Annotated in this window: 18 protein-coding genes and 2 pseudogenes; 13 read left to right on the forward strand and 7 right to left on the reverse strand. The window is 68.2% G+C overall.

Annotated elements, in window-relative coordinates:
• The first annotated feature begins 164 nt into the window (after nt 1–164).
• The 6 genes from thrS (at nt 165) to ACFV2O_RS28785 (ending at nt 6,766) form a co-directional block, all read left to right on the forward strand.
• Nucleotides 165–1,385 (forward strand): threonine--tRNA ligase, encoded by a 1,221-nt coding sequence (thrS, locus tag ACFV2O_RS28760; RefSeq protein ID WP_379254503.1) that lies wholly within the window; start codon nt 165–167, stop codon nt 1,383–1,385.
• A gap of 110 nt (nt 1,386–1,495) precedes the next feature.
• Nucleotides 1,496–2,839 (forward strand): cytochrome P450, encoded by a 1,344-nt coding sequence (locus ACFV2O_RS28765; RefSeq protein ID WP_379254505.1) that lies wholly within the window; start codon nt 1,496–1,498, stop codon nt 2,837–2,839.
• On the forward strand, nt 2,836–3,741 hold the full coding sequence (locus tag ACFV2O_RS28770; protein WP_379254506.1) for an alpha/beta fold hydrolase: 906 nt from the start codon (nt 2,836–2,838) through the stop codon (nt 3,739–3,741). The genes ACFV2O_RS28765 and ACFV2O_RS28770 overlap by 4 nt, the downstream gene beginning before the upstream one ends.
• Complete coding sequence (locus ACFV2O_RS28775) at nt 3,725–4,582, forward strand: SDR family NAD(P)-dependent oxidoreductase (protein ID WP_356964416.1); 858 nt, start codon at nt 3,725–3,727, stop codon at nt 4,580–4,582. The genes ACFV2O_RS28770 and ACFV2O_RS28775 overlap by 17 nt, the downstream gene beginning before the upstream one ends.
• Entirely contained in the window at nt 4,579–6,087 is a 1,509-nt protein-coding gene (locus tag ACFV2O_RS28780; protein ID WP_379254508.1) for a flavin-containing monooxygenase, read from the forward strand. The genes ACFV2O_RS28775 and ACFV2O_RS28780 overlap by 4 nt, the downstream gene beginning before the upstream one ends.
• Nucleotides 6,088–6,148: 61 nt before the next feature.
• Complete coding sequence (locus ACFV2O_RS28785; protein WP_355074073.1) at nt 6,149–6,766, forward strand: TetR/AcrR family transcriptional regulator; 618 nt, start codon at nt 6,149–6,151, stop codon at nt 6,764–6,766.
• A gap of 13 nt (nt 6,767–6,779) precedes the next feature.
• Here the strand turns inward: ACFV2O_RS28785 and ACFV2O_RS28790 are convergent, their stop codons facing one another.
• The 4 genes and pseudogenes from ACFV2O_RS28790 to ACFV2O_RS28805 all read right to left on the reverse strand — a co-directional run.
• Complete coding sequence (locus ACFV2O_RS28790) at nt 6,780–7,550, reverse strand: 2-phosphosulfolactate phosphatase (protein ID WP_379254509.1); 771 nt, start codon at nt 7,548–7,550, stop codon at nt 6,780–6,782.
• Nucleotides 7,551–7,689: 139 nt separating this feature from the next.
• Nucleotides 7,690–8,691, reverse strand: coding sequence for an ABC transporter substrate-binding protein (locus ACFV2O_RS28795; protein ID WP_379254510.1), 1,002 nt, complete (start codon nt 8,689–8,691; stop codon nt 7,690–7,692).
• Between the two features lie 16 nt (nt 8,692–8,707).
• Nucleotides 8,708–9,049 carry a 4Fe-4S dicluster domain-containing protein gene (locus tag ACFV2O_RS28800; protein ID WP_379254512.1) on the reverse strand — a complete coding sequence of 114 codons (342 nt, stop codon included), beginning with the start codon at nt 9,047–9,049 and terminating at the stop codon, nt 8,708–8,710.
• A pseudogene (locus tag ACFV2O_RS28805) lies at nt 9,049–9,756 on the reverse strand (pyridine nucleotide-disulfide oxidoreductase); the annotation flags it as partial. The pseudogene ACFV2O_RS28805 and the gene ACFV2O_RS28800, both read right to left, overlap by 1 nt.
• A gap of 118 nt (nt 9,757–9,874) precedes the next feature.
• Here ACFV2O_RS28805 and ACFV2O_RS28810 point away from each other — a divergent pair.
• The 5 genes from ACFV2O_RS28810 to ACFV2O_RS28830 all read left to right on the forward strand — a co-directional run bounded on the left by ACFV2O_RS28810 (nt 9,875) and on the right by ACFV2O_RS28830 (nt 16,010).
• Complete coding sequence (locus tag ACFV2O_RS28810) at nt 9,875–10,348, forward strand: hypothetical protein (protein ID WP_379254513.1); 474 nt, start codon at nt 9,875–9,877, stop codon at nt 10,346–10,348.
• Between the two features lie 8 nt (nt 10,349–10,356).
• On the forward strand, nt 10,357–11,448 hold the full coding sequence (locus ACFV2O_RS28815) for a tyrosine-type recombinase/integrase (RefSeq protein WP_379254515.1): 1,092 nt from the start codon (nt 10,357–10,359) through the stop codon (nt 11,446–11,448).
• Nucleotides 11,445–12,815 (forward strand): hypothetical protein, encoded by a 1,371-nt coding sequence (locus tag ACFV2O_RS28820; protein WP_379254517.1) that lies wholly within the window; start codon nt 11,445–11,447, stop codon nt 12,813–12,815. The genes ACFV2O_RS28815 and ACFV2O_RS28820 overlap by 4 nt, the downstream gene beginning before the upstream one ends.
• 432 nt (nt 12,816–13,247) lie before the next feature.
• Entirely contained in the window at nt 13,248–15,422 is a 2,175-nt protein-coding gene (locus ACFV2O_RS28825) for a hypothetical protein (RefSeq protein ID WP_379254519.1), read from the forward strand.
• A 246-nt stretch (nt 15,423–15,668) separates the two neighbouring features.
• Nucleotides 15,669–16,010 (forward strand): hypothetical protein, encoded by a 342-nt coding sequence (locus ACFV2O_RS28830; protein ID WP_379254520.1) that lies wholly within the window; start codon nt 15,669–15,671, stop codon nt 16,008–16,010.
• Between the two features lie 209 nt (nt 16,011–16,219).
• On the opposite strand, the gene ACFV2O_RS28835 is transcribed toward ACFV2O_RS28830, so the two are convergent.
• Genes ACFV2O_RS28835 through ACFV2O_RS28845 form a run of 3 tightly spaced genes read right to left on the reverse strand, consistent with a single transcriptional unit; the run spans nt 16,220 to nt 17,609 of the window.
• Entirely contained in the window at nt 16,220–16,570 is a 351-nt protein-coding gene (locus ACFV2O_RS28835; RefSeq protein ID WP_379254521.1) for a hypothetical protein, read from the reverse strand.
• Entirely contained in the window at nt 16,567–17,136 is a 570-nt protein-coding gene (locus ACFV2O_RS28840) for a recombinase family protein (protein WP_379254555.1), read from the reverse strand. The genes ACFV2O_RS28835 and ACFV2O_RS28840 overlap by 4 nt, the downstream gene beginning before the upstream one ends.
• The gene (locus ACFV2O_RS28845; RefSeq protein ID WP_379254522.1) at nt 17,034–17,609 is read right to left on the reverse strand and encodes a hypothetical protein; all 576 of its coding nucleotides are present in this window, start codon (nt 17,607–17,609) and stop codon (nt 17,034–17,036) included. Before ACFV2O_RS28845 ends, ACFV2O_RS28840 begins: the two co-directional genes overlap by 103 nt.
• Before the next feature lie 633 nt (nt 17,610–18,242).
• Here ACFV2O_RS28845 and ACFV2O_RS28850 point away from each other — a divergent pair.
• Together ACFV2O_RS28850 and ACFV2O_RS28855 are read left to right on the forward strand one after the other, a co-directional pair.
• A pseudogene (locus tag ACFV2O_RS28850) lies at nt 18,243–18,329 on the forward strand (endonuclease domain-containing protein); the annotation flags it as partial.
• Nucleotides 18,330–18,475: 146 nt separating this feature from the next.
• Nucleotides 18,476–18,736 (forward strand): hypothetical protein, encoded by a 261-nt coding sequence (locus ACFV2O_RS28855; RefSeq protein WP_379254559.1) that lies wholly within the window; start codon nt 18,476–18,478, stop codon nt 18,734–18,736.
• The last annotated feature ends 10 nt before the right edge of the window (nt 18,737–18,746 follow it).

Here is an 18,746-nt window from a genome sequence, read left to right on the forward strand (position 1 = left end):
GGGCGCGGGCGCCTCTGCTAGCGTCACCGGCATGGAGCGCGCAGCTGTGACGACGACGCCGGAATTCGTCCCGGCGCGCTGATCCACGTTCATTCCAGCTCCGGGGCGAGTGCCCCGGGGTTTCGTCTCGTGGTCACTCGCCCTGTGTCGACGAGGAGACCATCATGCCCGACCACCGCGGCCTCGGCCGTGCGCTGAATCTGTTCGATACCGACCCGCTCATCGGCGCGGGACTGCCGTTCTGGCTGCCGGACGGCGCGGCCGTGCGCCACGCCCTCGAGGATTACATCCGCGCCGCCGAACGCCGCGCGGGCTACCACCACGTGTATTCGCCGGTGCTCGGCAAACGTGAACTCTACGAATTGTCCGGACACTGGGAGCATTACCGCGACGAGATGTTCCCGCCGATGGATCTCGGCGGTGAGCAGGTGGTGCTGCGCCCGAGCCTGTGCCCCCATCACGCGCTGCTGTTCCGCTCCCGTGCGCACAGCTATCGCGAATTACCCCTGCGCATAGCCGAATTGGGCGGCATGTATCGCTCCGAGCTCTCTGGCGCGCTGGGCGGATTGACCCGGGTGCGCGGGATCCAGCTCAACGACGCGCATATCTTCTGCACCCTCGATCAAGCCGCCGACGAGGTCGCCGCAGCGCTGGCGATGATCGCCGACGCCTATGCCGCACTGGACATCCGCGCCGCCCGCTACCGGTTGTCGCTGCCCGGTCCCGGCGGGAAATACGTTGCCGCTCCGGGTTTGTGGGAGCGGTCGATCGCCGTGCTCACCGCCGCCTTGGACGAGCGCGGCCTGCGTTACGACGCGGTGGACGGCGAAGCCGCGTTCTACGGCCCGAAGATCGACGTGCAGGTGCGCGACAGCGCGGGACGGGAGGCCACCCTGTCCACCGTGCAGGTCGATTTCCATCAGCCGGAGCGGTTCGATCTGCGCTACACCGGCGCCGACGGCGTCGCGCACCGTCCGGTCATGGTGCACCGCAGCATCATCGGCAGCATCGAACGGGCCGTGGCCCATCTGATCGAATGCCACGGCGGCCGGTTCCCGGCCTGGCTGGCGCCGACCCAGGTGGTCGTGCTACCGGTGACCGAGGCCCAGCACTGCGCGGCCGCCCGATTCGAACGCCGTTGCCGCGAGAGCGGGCTGCGGGCGGCGGTCGCGCCGCCGGATCGCGGCAGCCTCGCCGCTCGCATCCGCGAGCACCGGCTCGCGCCGTATCAGGCGATCATCGGCGCGGCGGAACTCACCGCCGACCGTGTGGCGTTGCGGCTGCGTGACGGCCGCCGCCTCGACCCGTTGCCCGCCGCCGAAGCGCTCGACCGCATCGCCGCTCTGCTCGCCGCCCACAGCGCGGCATTGTGGGACGACTGCTGACGGGATCGCGGCGGCGGTCCGGGTCGGCATGATGTGAGCCTTGCCACAACGTGGTACGTGCGCGTACCGTACGGGTGGTACATCGAAGTACCACACGAGGAGGTGGGCGTATGCCCGCTGTGCGACTTCCCGACGGGCCATCCACCCCGCCGATCGTGCAGAACCTGCAGATCCTGACGGGGCGCACCCGGACCTGGCGGCGCATGCACGACCGTTACGGATCGGCCTTCACCATCCAGATGCCCCGATTCGGGCGGTCCGTCGTACTCGCCGACCCCGCCGAGATCAAAGCCCTGTTCACCGCGAGCGCCGACCTCGTCGACAACATCGACATCAACCTCGGTCAATTCCTCGGTCCCGGTTCGCTGTTCGCGCTCAGCGGAAACGAACACCGCAAGCAGCGCAAACTGCTCACCCCACCCTTCCACGGCCGCAGGCTGACAGTGTACGAATCGCTCATCGAAGAGGAAGCCGTCCGCGAGATGGCGTCGTGGCCCTCGGGCCGCGAGTTCGCGACGATGGACTCGATGATGCGGATCACGCTGAACGTGATCCTGCGCGCGGTCTTCGGCGCCGAAGGCGCGGATTTCGAAGAACTGCGCCGACTGCTGCCCAGACTCGTGCTGATCGGCTCCGGTCTCGCCGCGATCCCGGTTCCCCAGCGGGCGCTGGGCCGGTTCGGCCCCTGGGCCCGCTTCGCGGCCTACCGCCGCCGCTACGACGAGATCGTCGGACAACTCATCGACCGCGCCGCGAGCGACCGGATCGAGGAGCGCGACGACGTGCTCGCGATGATGCTGCAAGCACGCTACGAGGACGGCTCGGCCATGTCACACAGTGAGATCGCCGACGAATTGCTGACCCTGCTCACCGCTGGACACGAGACGACGGCGACGACGCTGTCGTGGACGATCGAGCGGCTGCGCAGGCACCCGGATATCCTGCGCCGCTTGGTCGCCGAAGCCGATGCGGGCGGATCGCAACTGCGCGAGGCGACGCTGCTGGAGGTGCAGCGCGTGCGGCCGGTCATCGACGCGACGTTCCGGCAGGTCCGGGCCGAAACCCTGCAGCTTGGCCGGTGGACCCTGCCCAAGGGCCAGAAGGTCGTGGCCAGCATCCGGTTGATGCACGACAACGAGGAACTCTTCCCGAACGCCCGCGCCTTCGACCCCGACCGGTTCGTCGGCGTCCGTCCGGGCACATTCAGCTGGATCCCGTTCGGCGGCGGCAGCCGCCGCTGCATCGGCGCCGCGTTCGCCACCATGGAGATGAACGTCGTGCTGCGCACGCTGCTGCGCGATTTCACGCTCGAACCCACCGATGCCCGCGACGAGCGAACGCACTTCCGCGGCGTCGCGCTCGTCCCGGCCGAGAAGGGCCGCGCCGTGGTGCGCCGTCGCACACCGCCGTCCAGTGGGCGAGCGCTCGACCGCACTGCCGAGGCGGCGGTATGAGCGAGCGGTTCGCCGAAGTCGGCGGCGGCGTCACCCTCGCCTACCAGCAGCACGGCTCCTGCGGTGTCCCACTGCTGTTGATCGCCGGATTGGGTCAACAGTTACACGAGTGGCCCGACGGGTTGTGCGAGCTCTTGGTCGCGCGCGGCTGCCAGGTCGTCCGTTTCGACAACCGGGACGTCGGCCGCTCGACGCACGCGAATTTCCCGCCACCGGCGCCGGTGCAGATGCTGCGGCGGCGCTGGCATCGCGAGCAGTACACGCTGGCCGATCTGGCCGCCGACACCGTCGGATTGCTCGACGCGCTCGAGCTGCCCTCGGCGCATCTGGTCGGCATGTCGATGGGCGGAATGATCGCCCAGACCGTCGCTGCCCGCCATCCCGCCCGGGTCGCGTCCCTGACCTCGATCATGTCCACCACCGGCGCCGCGCGGGTCGGCCGCCCGGCCTGGTCGACCTGGCGGTTGATGTTCGCCCGACCGGCACGCACCCGCGACGAGCACATCGATCGCACCGTGCGCATGTACCGGCACATCCGCTCGGCCGGATACCTTTTCGACGAGTCCGCCGTGCGCGCGCGAGCCGCCCGCACCTGGGATCGCGACCCCGGGCCCGCAGCGGGCGTCGGCCGGCAATTGGCGGGCATCGTGAAATCCGGTGACCGGACCCGCGAACTGCGCGCGGTCACCGCCCCGACCTTGGTGCTGCACGGCGACCGTGACCGGATGGTCGCCCCGACCGGCGCCCGCGCCACCGCTCGCGCGATCGCGCACGCGCGCCTGCACACCCTCGCGGGTATGGGCCACGACCTGCCCGCCGCGGTGTGGCCGACACTCGCCGACCTCATCCACGAACACATCCGCACGTCCGAAAGCAGGAGCATCGATGCCCCGCATCCGTAGGCCGTTATCCGGCCGCCCGGTCATGATCACCGGCGCGGCCTCCGGGATCGGGCGCAGCCTCGCCCAGTTGCTTTCCCGCACGGGCTCTCCCGTCGCGATCGCCGATATCGACCAGGCCGGGCTGAAGGAGACGGCGGCGTCGCTGACCGGGCCGGTGCTGACCCGTGTCCTGGACGTGCGCGACGCGGCCGATCAGCTCGCCTTCGCCGACGAAGTCCGCGACTGGCTGTCCGCGCCGCTGGCCGCGGTGTTCAACAACGCCGGTGTCGCGGTCTCCTCCTCGGTGCTCGACGCCGTCGCCGAAGACGACGAATGGCTGCGGCGCATCAACTTCGACGGAGTCGTCAACGGCACCCGCGCCTTCCTGCCCATTCTCGTCGAGCAGGACCACGGCGTGATCGTCAACACCTCCAGCGTGTTCGGGCTGCTGGGCATGCCCAACCAAAGCGCCTACTGCGCGGCCAAATTCGCCGTCCGCGGGTTCACCGACGCCCTGCGCCAGGAACTGCGCGGCACCGGTGTATCCGCGGTGAACGTCCACCCTGGCGGCATCAGCACCAACATCGCCCGCAACGCCCGCGTCCGCAAGGACCCCGAGGGCCGGGGCCGGACGCACGAGCAGATGGCGGCGGAATTCGAGACCATAGCACTGACCACGCCGCAGAAGGCGGCCGAAATCATCCGCCGCGGAGTGGAACACGGCAAGTCCCGCATCCTCGTCGGCCCCGACGCCTACCTGTTCGACGCCCTGGCTCGGGTGACACCCACCCACTACTACGGTGTGGTCGCGCTGCTGGAGCGCAGCCTGCGCACCCGGGAACCGAAAGGAGCACGGGCATGAGCGAACACCTCGACGTCCTCATCATCGGAGCGGGCCTGTCCGGCATCGGCGCGGCCCACCACCTGCAGGCCGCCTTCCCGCACCGCACCTACGCGATCCTCGAAGCACGCGACACTCTCGGCGGTACCTGGGACCTGTTCCACTACCCCGGAGTGCGTTCGGACTCCGACATGCACACCCTCGGATATCGATTCCGCCCGTGGACGCAAGCCGAAGCCATCGCCGACGGTCCCGCGATCCTGCGCTACATCCGCGAAACGGCCGCCGACGCCGGCATCGACCGGTTCATCCGGTACGGGCACCGGGTGACCGAAGCATCCTGGTCCAGCGCCGAGTCACGCTGGAAGGTGTCGGCCGAACACGACGGCGGCACCCGCGAATTCACCTGCGACTTCCTGCTCGTGTGCAGCGGTTACTACCACTACGACGAGGGCTACACCCCGCAGTTCGCCGGCATCGGCGACTTCCGCGGGCAGCTGGTGCATCCGCAGCACTGGCCCACCGACCTCGATCACGCGGGCAAGCGGGTGGTCGTCATCGGCAGCGGCGCCACGGCGGTCACCCTGGTACCCGCGCTGACCGACACCGCCGCGCACGTGACGATGCTGCAACGCTCCCCGACCTACATCCTGCCCGTGCCCGCCCGCGACGCCCTGGCCAACCGGCTGCGCGCACTACTGGGACCGAAACGGGCCTACACCGTGGTCAGATGGAAGAACGTGCTGGTCAGCACACTGATCTACCAGCTGAGCCGACGGCGGCCCCGGCAGATGCGCAGATTCATCCGTAACCTGACCGTCAAGCAACTGCCCGCAGGCTACGACGTCGACACCCATTTCAAACCCGTCTACCAGCCGTGGGATCAGCGGCTGTGCCTGGTGCCGGACGGCGACCTGTTCCGCGCCATCCGCGACGGCCGCGCCACGGTGGTCACCGATCGCATCGACCGGTTCACCGCGACCGGGCTGCGCCTGGCATCCGGCCGCGAGCTCGACGCCGATGTGGTGGTGACCGCGACCGGGCTGCGGCTGCTCGCGCTCGGCGGCCTGCGCCTCACGGTGGACGGACACGAGGTCGCACTGCAGCACACCATGGCCTACAAGGGCATGATGCTCAGCGGAGTGCCGAATTTCGCGTTCACCATCGGCTACACCAACGCGTCCTGGACGCTGAAAGCCGATCTGGTCAGCGAATTCGTCTGCCGACTGCTGCGGCACATGGACGCAGGCGGCTACCGGCAGACCACCCCGTGGCCCGACCCCGCCGTGACACCCACACCGCTGCTGGACTTCCAGGCCGGTTACGTATTGCGCGACATCGACCGATTCCCCAAAGCGGGTTCGCGGGCTCCGTGGCGGCTGGGCATGAGCTACGCCCACGACGTGCTCACCCTCCGCTACGGCCGCATCGATGACGGCACCATCCGCTTCACCCGAGGCGGCCCACCCTCCGACGACGGCCAGGCGATGGCATCGGCACACGATTCCGGGCAATCCACGGCCTGACATCCGGCCGCGGACTCGGGCCGGACGCGACGAACCGAAAGGAGTAACTAACCTGATTCTCGTGACCCGCGCCGCGCCCGTACCCCGCACCTCCGCCGACAACGGCACGGATTCGGGGTTCCGCCGCCGCCTGCTCGACGCCATGGCCGCCGCCGTGCGCGAACGCGGCTACCAGGACTCGACCGTCGCCGACGTGGTTCGTTATGCCCGCACCTCGCGCCGCACCTTCTACGAGCACTTCACCAGCAAACAGGACTGCTTCATCGCCCTGCTGAGCGAGCACCACAAGGACATGATCCAGCGGATCGATGCCGCGGTCGACCCGCACATGGCTTGGCGCACCCAGGTGCGCCAAGCCATCGAAGCGTGGATACGCACCGCCCAGCAAGAGCCATCCCTCACTCTCAGCTGGATCCGTGTCGTTCCCGCCCTCGGTGACGACACGCGCCAGTTGCAGCGCGAGGTCGGCGAGTCGTTCGTGGCGCTCATCCAGAAGCTCGCCGACACACCCGAATTCGCGGCCGCCGGACTACGGCCGCCCTCCCGCCAAGTGGCGACCATCCTCTTCGGCGGCTTCCGCGAACTCATCGCCACCACCGTGGAAGACGGCGACGACATCGCGGACATCATCGACGTGGCAGTCGAATCCGCGATCGGGCTGATCGGCCCCCACCGCTAGCGCCCGGCCGCGCTCACCACGCGGCGTCGACGAACGCCCCATCGGTCAGCACCGGCACCACCCCGCTGCTGTCGAGTTCGGTGGCCGCCGCGACATCCTGCGTGAACCCGCCCTCGGCGAGTTCGCGGCCGGATGCGCAGTCCCGGATCAGCGCCGCCACATCGGCGATCCCGCCGTACGCCACCGCGGCGGCGTGCGCTTCCGGAGACAGCGGCCCGGCTGCGCTGCGCGCCAGTGCCGCGGCGACCGCCCCCGCACCGAGCCAGTCCTCCACCGCGGGCCGCAGCCCGTCGCGGCCGGGCCAATGCTCACCTGCCGCGATCACGGCGACCGGCTGGCGCGCGCTTCCCCATCCTCGCCCGGCGATCCAGCGAGCGACCGCGCTCGCGTTGCGCAGGCACGCCGCGACCACCGGCACACCGCTGACGGCCGCGGAGATGGCCGAACCATTGGGCGAGGGCAGCACGAGCCGCTCGGCGACCGGCGCGCACCGCAACGCCGCCGGAGACAGCGACCACGGCTGCCGCTCGGACACCGCCCGCCGCCCCACCGCCAGCTCCGCGCCGTGCCGCGCGGCGAATTCCGCGGCACCGCCGTCCCGCCACGGATAGGGCAGCACTCGCGTCCCGGCTTCGACAGCGACCGACACCGACGTCGTGAACGACAGGACGTCGACCACCACCACACACGCGCTCCCCGGCCCCAGCGCCATCGCACCGGTCAGCCCCCACTCCAGCCGCACCCCCCACGGCCGCTGCCGCGCCCACTCCGCGATCTCCGCCACGAACTCCCCTCCCGATCGACACCGCCGAGGTCTGCCACGAATGACGCTGTCCGCCGCTGGACCTGGGCGAACGCGTACTCGCCCCACATGAACGGGTCACCGCCGCCCGGCCCCGCGCATTCGGCGACCGACGCTCGGCTCAGCCCTGCTTGGGCCGGTCGGGCCGGTAGAACCACTCCTCCAAACCGAAATCCTCCCGGATCTTCTTCTGATCCACGAGGAACTGCTTGGTTCCCGTCAGCAATTGGATGCCCAGCGGCGCGAATATCTCGTCGGGAATGTAGCTCTCCCGCGCGGTGGCGCGCACCACCGCTTCCGGCGATTTCGACTGGGACACCTCGTAGTTCACGTAATCGTCCCAATGCGCCTTCGCATACCGGTTGGCCTCGGCGATCACCGACTGCCACGCGGGACCGAACTGCGGATGGCTGTCGAGGAAGTCCTGGCTGCTCACCGAGGAACTGGTACCCGCGAGATCGGGATGGTTGTCGTGAATCGAGTCGACCTGGTGGAAACCCTTGGCCAGGAACGCGTGGAAGAACGACGACGGGTTCACATCCGGCAGCGCGACCGCCGCGATATCGCCGCCGTTGAGCGGAGCCTCCGCGTCGGTGGCCAGCAGATGCACCAGCTGCGCCTGGATGCCCTCGGCCTTCAACGCACCCTGCAGGTACCGATCGATGTAGGAGCCCGACTGCACGCCGATCTTCTTGCCCGCCAGATCCTTCAGCGTCCGGATCGCCGGATCCTTGGCCACCACGCCCGCGTTGTAATTCACCGCCGCGATGGCCAGCAGCCGCGTCTTCAACCCGCTGCCACGCGCGACCAGAGCGGGCGTGTCACCGTAGGTGGCGACGTCGAGGCGGCCGCCGACCAGCGCCTGGTTCAGGTCGGGACCGTTGGGGAAGCTGTAGACCTCGATGGCGTCCACCCCCAGCGGCTTCAGCGCGGGCAACAGGGCTCCGCGCTGATGGGCGAAGCCGACCGGCCCGGTCAGCACGTTGCCGGTGCCAATGGTGCCGATGCGGAGGGTCTTGATCTCGGCGCGGGTCGCCGAGCCCGCGTCGTCCGACCCGCAGCCGGTGAGAACCAGCAGCAGGGCGGACACGACAGCGGGCACGATCAGCCGGAGTATGCGCATGATTCGCTTTCGTTGTTCAGAGTTCCGACAACCGCGGCGGCGGAGTGCCGTGCGGCAGACGCGGCCCCACCGCGACCAGACTGCCCGGTCGGCGGCCGCGGCCCCAGCCCAGCTCTTTGCGGTAGCGGCCGATGTGCTCGCCGCGCACGGTGTCGTGATCGGCCAGCGGCGTCGACTCGGGGTCGACGTACAGCGCGTCCGTGGGGCAGTAGGCCTCGCACATGAAACAGGTCTGGCAATCGGACTGCCGTGCGATGACCGGGATTCCGCTGTCGGTGCGGTCGAAGACATTCGTGGGGCACACGTCCACGCATTTGTCGCAGGCGATGCAGTCACCAGCGCGCAAGATCTCGATCATCACGCCACCGCCGAAGTGGTCGCCGCCGCGGACGTCGCCGTCCACACCTCGTCCAGCCCGCCGGACAGGATGTGATGGTGCTGCTTCGGGTCCAGATCCGGATGATCGGCGCGTTTGCTCATCCCGCGCGTCTCCGTCCGCGCCAGCGTCGACCGGTACATCAACCGTCCCACGGCGGTGATGGCCGCGGCCTGCCGAGCGCGCACCCGCTCGTCCCCCGTGCCGCCGCCCAAGCCGCGGGTGGCCTGCTCCCACACGTTGTCCAGCCGCTCCAGCGCAGGCCCGACCCGGTCGCCGTGGCGCAGGTAGTTCTTCTCGAACGGGATCAGCTCTTGCTGCGCGGCTTCGACCACGTCCGCCGCCCGGACCGACTCGGCGCTCTGCGGCCGCAAGCCGGTGCGCCCGGCACCGCGCAGATCGGCACTGCGCGCCCCACCGGAGTTCAGCGCGAACAACGCCGCGCCGCGGCCCGCCCAACTGCCCGACGACATCGCCCACGCCGAATTGTGGCTGCCGCCACCGGTGAAACCGCCACAGATCCGTTCCCTGGTCGCCGCGTCACCCGCCGCGTACAAGCCCGCGACCGAGGTGGCGCAGTCGTCGTCGACCACATCGATGCCGCCGGTGCCGCGCACGGTGCCCTCGGCGAGCAGATCCACCTCGAACCGGTCGGTGAACGGGTCGATACCGCGCCGATCGAACTGGAGTTGGGACACCTTTCCGTAGCGAACTCGCAACCTGGCAGGCGCTCTACAACCGATCTAGCACCTCGTACCCAGGGCTGTTCACCCGCGGTCGGCGGTCCGCTGGCGGGAGGTGGTCGGCATGAGCGACATCCTGCCGCCGATTTTGCCCGGTGGAAGTCCGCGGCTTGCCGCAGCTCCCGCACTGACGAATTACCGGAATGATCGCCCGCTGACGACGCTCTATCAGCGCCCGCCTCGGCAAGAGCCGCAGTGGCTTTGCAGCGTTCGCCGTGTGGACGCCGGAGGCAGGGTGATCGAGAAGAGACTTCTACCTGCTCTTGGTTGGCGCCCCGGCGGGCGTCTCGGGTATGAGCTCGAGGGCACGATGGTCATCGTCGGGAGCTTCGGGGATCCCGAACTGTGGATTACGGCCGCTGGTGACCTCCGGCTGCCAGCCCGATTCCGTCGCAAGGCTGGTTTCAACACCTCCGATCGGATCCTCTTGGCGGCGCACCTCACAGAAGGCATTCTTCTCATGTTCGGCCCTGGCGCTGTCGATGAGATGATCACGCGGCAACGGCGGACAGCGACTCCCTCGGGGGGCGGCCGATGACATCGTCAGTGTCCAGCGTCGAAGTGCAGACCGCCCAATTGCTTCTCGAGCGACTGGGAGTCAGCCTCGAGGACCTCGTGTCCGCTCAGTCGAGACGCACCGTACCGACTTTTGCCGAGTATGTGCCAGTCGTCCATGCGGCCATGTCACCCGGCGCCACCCGCGACAACTACATGTCCTACTGGAAGAAGGTTGTCGAGGTGTGGCCGGATCGCCGACTCGATGAGCCATCCATCACGGAATTCAAACAACTCATCGGCAACTTTCAGGCGCAACGCAACATCCGGCGCAGCGATCGCGCCGGATATGGCATCGCAAGAATGTCAATAAGCGCCCTCCGTTACCTATACCGGCACGCGGTCGAGGACAATCTGATCCGTTCTGCGGACAATCCCGCAACCCGATTGGTCAAGCCAAGGATGCGCTCTTCGAGCCGGGGAGCCATACCGACCGGTCGACTCTCGGAGATCAACCGTGTCGCGGCCGAGTATGGCGATGAACCTGAATTGACCACACTGATTCTGCGAATGTGCACCGAAACCGCCTGTCGACGAGGCGGCATCCTGGCCTTGAGGAAGCAGGATTTGGATCCGGACCAATGCCTCGTTCGGCTTCGCGAGAAGGGCGACACCGAGCGCTGGCAACCTGTATCACCGACTCTGATGCGGGCGCTACTGGACCACCACGCATCCCGCGCTCACTTGCGGAGCGGGGAAAGTCGGCTAGCAGGAAACGGCAGACCGATCAGCAGGAAAGCTGACGAAAGACTGTTCCGCTACAAGAACGGCGATCCGATCACTGCGATGCGATTCGACATCATGTGGCGGCAGATCGGCGAGCAGCTACCGTGGGTGAAGCAGCAAGGAATCACGTGTCACTGGCTGCGTCACACCACGTTGAGATGGGTAGAGCGGAATTTCGGTCATGCTGTCGCCAAGGCTTTTGCCGGACACGCCGACAACCACAGTGACGGCGCCACCTCGATCTATACCCGCGCAACTCGCGAAGAGGTGGCTTACGCCGTGTCGGTCTTGACCGGAGAACCGCACCCAGTGGCTCCCCAGGTCGCCACTGCTTACACGGAGGAACTTTCAAGGTGAATATCTCCGCCCGCGATCCGGACCCGACTACCAGCTCAGGGCCCCAGCCGGCTTGGAAAAGGCGACACACGCCATGGCTGCTGCGTCGGCGTAGGCGCCGCGATGATGCACTGGATCCGAATGAGCTTGCTCGCCGCCTAGCGGCGGCGAAGGCGTGTCTGCCTTCTCTGCAAGATCCTGCGCTGTACGACGCGTACGCCGAAGGCGAGCTCGATGCCGAGCAAAGGCTGCATCGATGGATTCGGGCGCGGGACCGCCGCGATCGTCAACGCCAGGTTCGCCGGGAGCGCGCATCAAAGAATCGCTCGCGGCGCACCGCGGAGCGGATTCGCGCGAGTGAGCAGCGGGAGCTGCGGTGGCATGCTCGCGCTCGGGCCGAGCGTCGTCGTGCCACCAGCGCGGATGCGTTGGAGGGCATGCTGCACCGTCGCGCGACCCGGTCGTCGTTGCGGCTGCGTGCGGTCATCGTGGTCGGGCTGGTGTGGTCGGCGGTGAACGTCGGACGCAACCTCGCGCCCGACGGCGGGCCGACAGGCCCGTCGTGGTGGCTGTTGTGGCTGCTGTCGTTCGGGATCGAGGCGATGATCTCGGTGCCGATCCTAGAAGTGATGGCACAGGCCGCGACCGCTGCACGGCTGGGTGTGACGGTCGAGCGCCGCAGGATTCTGCTGTTCGAGGCGTGCCTGTTGACCGCAACAGTCGGCCTCAACAGTGGGCCTCATCTCGCGGCAGGAGACCTCGGCGTCGCCGCCGAGTATGCGGTCGCGCCGGTGATGGTGGTTGTCCTGATGTGGTTGCACGCCTGGCTGGCTGCCCGCTACGCCCGGCTCATCAACATGGTCAGCCCAACCGACACCCTGGACGATACGTCGGACTCCACAGATCGTGCGGACGGTGATCATGGCACGGATCGGACCATGGATCTTCTGCATGTGGACGACTACCCCGTTTCGGTCATGGCGCAGACCACCGCATCCCCTGCGCATGCGACCGGCCTGGTGGCGTCGACCACCGAACCTTCCGTGGGTTCGGTCCAAGCGCCGCCTCACAATCAGGCGCTGCCGCGGCAGCAGGTGGAGAAACCGGAGCGGGTGCTGATCGATGTGTCAGAGCCTGACCAATGCTGTCGCATCGCACGGGAGTTGGTGCGCGGCAGATTGACTCAGAAGCCAGAGACGGAGATCGAGGAGCTCCTGCGGCTTGCTGAGCGTGGGGTGAACGCCAACGCGATCGCGACCGAACTGAGTCGGATCACGGGCGTCAGGTGGACCCGCTCGACGGTCGATCGCATCGTGGGTCGCGCCGAGTCGATGGGCTTCGGAATCGGATCCAGGCAGGGGGTGGGGCCCGCGGTCACCTCCGCTTAAAGCGACGGCCGGGGTGCGCGTGTTAGTCGCACGCTACGCCGCGCACCCCCGCGCTCTCGTGAGCCACAGCTCACTACAACTCCAGATATGACGAAGGCCCCCAGCGGCAACTGAGGGCACTTCTGAAACACAACCCGAAGGTTGCTCATGAAAGGCACCTCCGAGGGTAGCGCACACCCTGCCACGGCATCAAACACTGCCAACGGCACAGGGACCATCCCGTACCGGCCACCCGCGCAGCTACCCCGAAGAACCGAAAACCCCGCCGCGCCGATGGCTGTCGATGAGGTCGCTGCCGCGCGAGAAGCGTTCGCTCGACTCGCACCATTACTGGCTGCCCGCCGCTCGATGCGCCTGCGGAATCCGAGCCGAGACGGATACAACGACCGCGCCCGAACACTGACCCGTAAACTGCCTGATCAGCCCGCGGCGGTGCCGATCTATCGGGACGGCCGGACCCGTCTGCTCGCGTTGGATTTCGACAGCGCCCGTGGCGGCACCGTGGCGGTCGCTCGCGATGTCGAGCGTTGCCTGGGATGGGTTCGGGCAGCCGGGGGCCGCGCGATCACCGACTGCTCCACTAGCGGCGGCCGCCACATCCTCATCCCGCTGCCCCTCGGTGACACCCTCGACCTCATACAAGCCGAATCCCTTGTGCGCGCACTGGCCGCGCGGCTGCCCAGCTTGGACATCACACCGATGCTCAACCCCGCGACCGGCTGCATCACTCCACCCGGATCGCGCTGCAAGCAAGGCGGATTCCGCCGTCTCGACGGCAGCCTCGACGACGCTCTCGACGCCTTCACCACCCGATCCGCACCGGGGTTCGTCGCCCGTTTGCGGCACCTGGTGGCCGGGACCGTGCACACGGTGAGCACCACGCGCGGGGCATGCGCGATCCCGCGCGCAGCGCGCGCGGCCGACGACATCACGCGCGAGGTGCAGATTTGGGAAGGCGAGGGTGAGCGTGCGCGGCTGCGCGCGCAATACCGCCGCCGCAGCCCGCTCTCCCCCACCATCCACAGCTTCGCGCGCGACGGCGCCGCCCCCGCCGACGGCCGGTGGGCGACGCGTGCGGGCCGGTTGGATCGCTCCGCGGCACGTCAATCCGTGCTCGCCGCCGCGGTCGTGCGCGGCTACTCCTACCTCGACGTGCGCGCGCAACTGCCTGCCGCTGGCGGCAGCTGGCGCGGGTTCGCCGACGCCTACCGACGCTACGGCCGCGGCGCCGACGCCGCGATGCACCGCGACTGGCTCTCCGCCTGCCGGTGGGCCGACCGCGTCGTCCCCGAATTCCTGTCCGTGGCGCACAAGCAAAAAGACACAGGGGGTACACCACGGCTCCGGTCGGCGGCGCGTCTGCAGCAGCGGTGGCTGGCGGCCGCGACGGTGTGGGTGCACGCGCAGTGGCCGCGGTCCCCGCGGCGGTGGACGGTGCTGGCGGTGCTGCAGGCGTTGGCGTGGGCTTCCGCCGTCGGAGGGCAGGTCGCACGCGGGGCGCCGGTCGTCGAGTTCGGTGGCCGGTCACTAGCACTGGCCGCGGGCGACCTACCGGAATCCACCGTGTGGGGCGTACTGCGGGAACTACGCGACATGCCCGGCGCACCGATCCTGCGCACCCGCACCGGCCGCGGACTCGCTGCCGACCGCTACGCCCTGGTCACCCCGCACCACGGCCATCAACCTATCCGCCCGAACCCGGCCCAGCTGAGGCGCGCGCGGGTCGAACCCGTCCATCCCGCCTGGAGCGTCCTGGGGCTGCACTGCCGCCGCATCTACGAACTCATCACCCACGACGAGCTCACCACTCCCGCCGACGTGTTCGCCGCGGCATCGGTGAGTCCCAGCGCGGGTTACAACGCACTGGCAGTCCTGACCACCGCCGGACTCGTCAACCACACCCACGGCCACCTGCAACCTGGACCAACCAGTCTCGATGACGTCGCTCACGCGCATGGCCTTCACCAGCAGCGCATCCGACGCCTGGCCTGCCACCGACGCGACCGCACGGCATGGAAGCAGTGGCTCACCCGACACGACGGACGCACCGGTAGGCATGTAGCGCACACCACCGCATCCACACAGACGAATCCCATTCGCACGCCAGGTGTGCAACACCGCAATCAGGGAAGTGGAAAACAACTCAACTCAAGCGGGGATACCGCGCTGGCATCCCGCAGTCCCCGGCCAGCCGAATTCGTTGTGATCGACTCGGCGACGCCGGTGCTATCCCCCGCGCCGACGGTTGCCTCCGCCGCACCGAGACCGACCGCGCGCAGTACGCGCGCCCTGGCTGTCTCCGCGGATCACAGAGGTTGCGAATGGCTCGAAACGTCCCGCCAGCGCGCGCGATTCTGGAGTCGAACGACCGCCGAACGCGCGCGCATCACCTCCCGCGCGGGTTACCCGCGCGCAGTAGCCGAAATCTATGTGGAGACATCTGCTACGCCGATCGCGGGTGGGCGTTGGCTGATCGCGACGGACTCGACCGTCGTCTACGAGCGCCCCACTGGTGTGCAGGTAGCTTCCACCGTTCCCGCATCGCTGCTTCGGCGTTCACCATCTTGGACGCGCGTGTCCGGTCCATCCGAATCGGTGAGGCGATGAAGTGACGCGGCGCCCTTCCCTGCCTGTTGTGAACCGGTTCGGCACAACCCTGGCCGTTGAAACGCGGCGCGTCCGACGCCGGTCGGGAATAGCATTCGATGGTGCAGTCCAGAAAGTCCCGTCGACGGCGAAATGGTAGGCCGCGCAGGCGAATAGCGGACCCCGTGCGCGGCGTTCCGCAGGCCAGCCGTACTTGAGCCGACCAGCGGGCAGGTACTGCTGTTCCTGTTCGGGTGGCCGTTCTTCGTGCTGTATTGGTGGGCGAACCTGGACGCCCGGCCGCAGTGGGTGCGGGAACTGATCAAACTAGTCCGCACGTACCCGAAGCTGTCGGCGAGCATCGGGATCGCGGTCGGTCTGTGCTTGCTGATCGGAGGCCTCGTCAACAACGCCAGCGAGAACTTCCCCGCCTCGATCGTAGGAGCCGTTGTCATGGCGGCGTGCGCCGGGTTGCTGCGGTGGCAGGTGGCGCGGGAGCGGGCCGCCGCCGCTGCTGAAGTCGCGGCACGCGCCGACGCTCAACATGCCGCGTACATGCGAGGTGAGAACTTCGGGGTCTACGGCACGAACGATCTGCCGGAGCTGTAGAGACTCCGCCGAGCGTGTGCAGCTTCCCGGCCCAGCCAGCGGCCCAACGCGCAGCGCCGGCAATTAGGGCCGCTTCCGCCGCTCAATCCCCGAACTGCCAGCATTTGTGATGCATTTGCTGACGGCCGGATTGTGTGACGAAATCCGTTTCGACGGTGGTAGATATGGAGTCGAGCGGGTCTGCCCAGTCGGGAGTTCGAACGAATGCATCACATGTCAGGAGCTGCAGTAAGTTCGGCAAGGAGCAGTCTTACTTGTTTGGTCGGCGCGCCTGTTGCCAGGGCGATGTCCCCCAGTGGTGTAGAGGCCGAGGCCAGGGCAGCCACCGCCTCACGCAAGGCCGTCGTGTAGGTGTGCTGGACGGCCCGCAGGTTCTCCAGCTCCGGTGTCACCGCGATGACGGTGACCTCTGCGGTCACGCCGATGTGCGCGAGCCCGTCGACGATGCTGGCGCGCACCGCTTTCAGCGTCTGCCCGTACCCGTACACTCCGCGCTCCGCTACGTGCGCCACCCACATCCGGCCGCGCCTGGTGGCCCGGCACTCGATGCTGTCGGTCACGTCGGCTCCTGCATGTCGGCGATCACCTGTTGCAGCACCACGTCCGGGATCGGGTTGAGCAACACCACCTTCCGCGCCCCGATGCGGCACACCGTGTGCGTTGCACTGCTACTGACCGTGGTGACGGTGAGCCCCAGCCGTCGAGCCGCGGCGCGGATACGCAACAGCGAGCCGTCCGTCTGCGATCCCGCGCGCAGTGCCGCGGTGACTTCCTGGGCCAGCTCCCACTCCTGCAAGCTGATCACCGGCTCGTGCACGATTTGCGGCGACCACACCCATTCCGAATTCGGATTCTTCCGGGAAGACCCGGGTCGACCGGTTCGGGTCGCGCGCCGGTTATACACCTGATGGCCGGAAAGTTTCGGATTCGCGACCAGGCCCTCCACCAGATTGTGTGTCCACCGGCCCTCGATCGGATACCGGTCGGGGTCCGCGGCCAGGATGGTGATGATCTGCGCCGACGTCAGCTGCTCCTCCCGTCGCAGCCGGCACAGCTCCCGGGCCGCGTCGAAGCGGCGGGATCGGGATGGGGAGCGAGTTTGCGCTTCGGCCGCATCGCGCCGAATCGTCCCCTCGCCGGTGCCGGGGCGGTCTCGTCGACCACCGTGGTGTAGGGGTAGGGCGCGTGCCCGTGGTTCCAGCCGTTGATGGCGTGCTGGATCTGCCCGCCCATCGACATCTCCATCAGCGTGGTCCGGTAGATCTCCGCGTCGACCTGGCTGTAGCGGCGGGTGCGGAGCCGTCCTGATTCGGTGCCGCCGATCGGCTCGTTGGCGTACACCACCTCCACCCTGGCCTTCCCGAGCTCGTGCTCGACGGTGAGACTGGTCAGCATGGCGCGTGCCCCGCGGTCAGAACGCTCGGCCAGCACATGGGTGACGCCCAGCTGCTCGGCCCGGTCCACAAGATCCTGCAGTCCACCGTCCCTGGGAAGCGGCACCGCAAGCGCGTCATACATCTCTCGCGGTGCGAGGCTGCGTAGCTGCGGGGCAAGCATCCCGGACTCGACATCCCAGAAGTAGCCGGCGAACAAGGCCAACGCGCCCGAGTTGCCACGCCAGGCGGCCGAACAGTACGAACCGTGCTTCCGTGTTGGATCCGTATGCCACCGTTATCTAGTGCAGGACCGCATGCCCGAGGTTCGCATCGAGGACGGCCGTGTGATCACCGCCCCGGGTGTGGCGCTGGTGTGGCTTCCGCTCGATGGTGAGGTTGTCGCGAAGATCCCGCCGCGCAGAGGCAATCGGCGGTGGCTGCACGAGTCTGTGCGTATCCGCTCCCCACGCCTGGACGACGACCGGTGGCACCTCCCCCGCACCTGCCTGAGCCGACCAGTTGTCGCCGCGGTCGACCGCTACGGCCATGTCGTGGTCGCTCGGGACATGTCGAAGCTGTCGCGCTGCACCCAGTCATGTCTGGACGCGACAGGATGGACTGTGATTGCGCGTGCATGGGACTCTCACACGGATCGTCGAGAATCGATAACTGGGTCTGTGTCGTCGGTGATGTCGTCTTCTCCAACCGTGGCGAATTTACTCGTACCGCAGTAGTTTTCGGACCCCAAGGCAGCGACCTCGACGCCGTTGTCTACCAGGGTGAGCTCGCCGGATACACCTACCGCGCAGACCGCGCCGGACGTCATGACGAGGGCTGGCCTGGCGCCTCGCAATTCATGTGCGCGGGCTGTGTGAGCGTCCAGGCCAGCGTGTGGGATCACTGCCATACCCACGGCTACGTCCGCGCACCGCTGTGCGGGCCGTGCAACACCCGCCACTGGCAGGGGTGGAAACCCGAGCACCGCCTCGGCGCCGAGCCCGGAGGTAACCTGGAATACCAAGCCCGGCTGGGGGCGACAAGGCCAACACCGCGGTCGGTGCCCAGGTCATCACCTCCGCGACCGGTGCGGTGCTGCACCTGTCGCTGCACACCGACATCGACGCCACCGCGCAAGCCTCCGGCGAGATCGACGAGACCACACTGGAGGACCTGCCGGCGGAGTGGACGATCGCGACCCGCTCCCTCGGCGAAGGCTCCATCCGCGCCACCAAGACCGGGGCTTGGGACGAACGGCCGGCCGCCGAACCCCATCTCGAACCGAGCAACGATTCAGCCGTGGTCCCGGCGAGTCCCCGGTGGTGGCGGCTGCTGAAGCCACGAACCCGCTAAACGACTCTCG

Origin of the sequence: Nocardia sp. NPDC059691 (assembly GCF_042733915.1) — a bacterium.
In the GTDB taxonomy this organism is placed as follows: Bacteria; Actinomycetota; Actinomycetes; order Mycobacteriales; family Mycobacteriaceae; genus Nocardia; species Nocardia sichangensis.

Coding starts and splice junctions, on each gene's coding strand:
- thrS (WP_379254503.1), top strand. CDS start 165: ATGCCCGACCACCGCGGCCTCGGCCGTGCGCTGAATCTGTTCGATACC.
- ACFV2O_RS28765 (WP_379254505.1), top strand. CDS start 1,496: ATGCCCGCTGTGCGACTTCCCGACGGGCCATCCACCCCGCCGATCGTG.
- ACFV2O_RS28770 (WP_379254506.1), top strand. CDS start 2,836: ATGAGCGAGCGGTTCGCCGAAGTCGGCGGCGGCGTCACCCTCGCCTAC.
- ACFV2O_RS28775 (WP_356964416.1), top strand. CDS start 3,725: ATGCCCCGCATCCGTAGGCCGTTATCCGGCCGCCCGGTCATGATCACC.
- ACFV2O_RS28780 (WP_379254508.1), top strand. CDS start 4,579: ATGAGCGAACACCTCGACGTCCTCATCATCGGAGCGGGCCTGTCCGGC.
- ACFV2O_RS28795 (WP_379254510.1), bottom strand. CDS start 8,691: ATGCGCATACTCCGGCTGATCGTGCCCGCTGTCGTGTCCGCCCTGCTG.
- ACFV2O_RS28800 (WP_379254512.1), bottom strand. CDS start 9,049: ATGATCGAGATCTTGCGCGCTGGTGACTGCATCGCCTGCGACAAATGC.
- ACFV2O_RS28810 (WP_379254513.1), top strand. CDS start 9,875: ATGAGCGACATCCTGCCGCCGATTTTGCCCGGTGGAAGTCCGCGGCTT.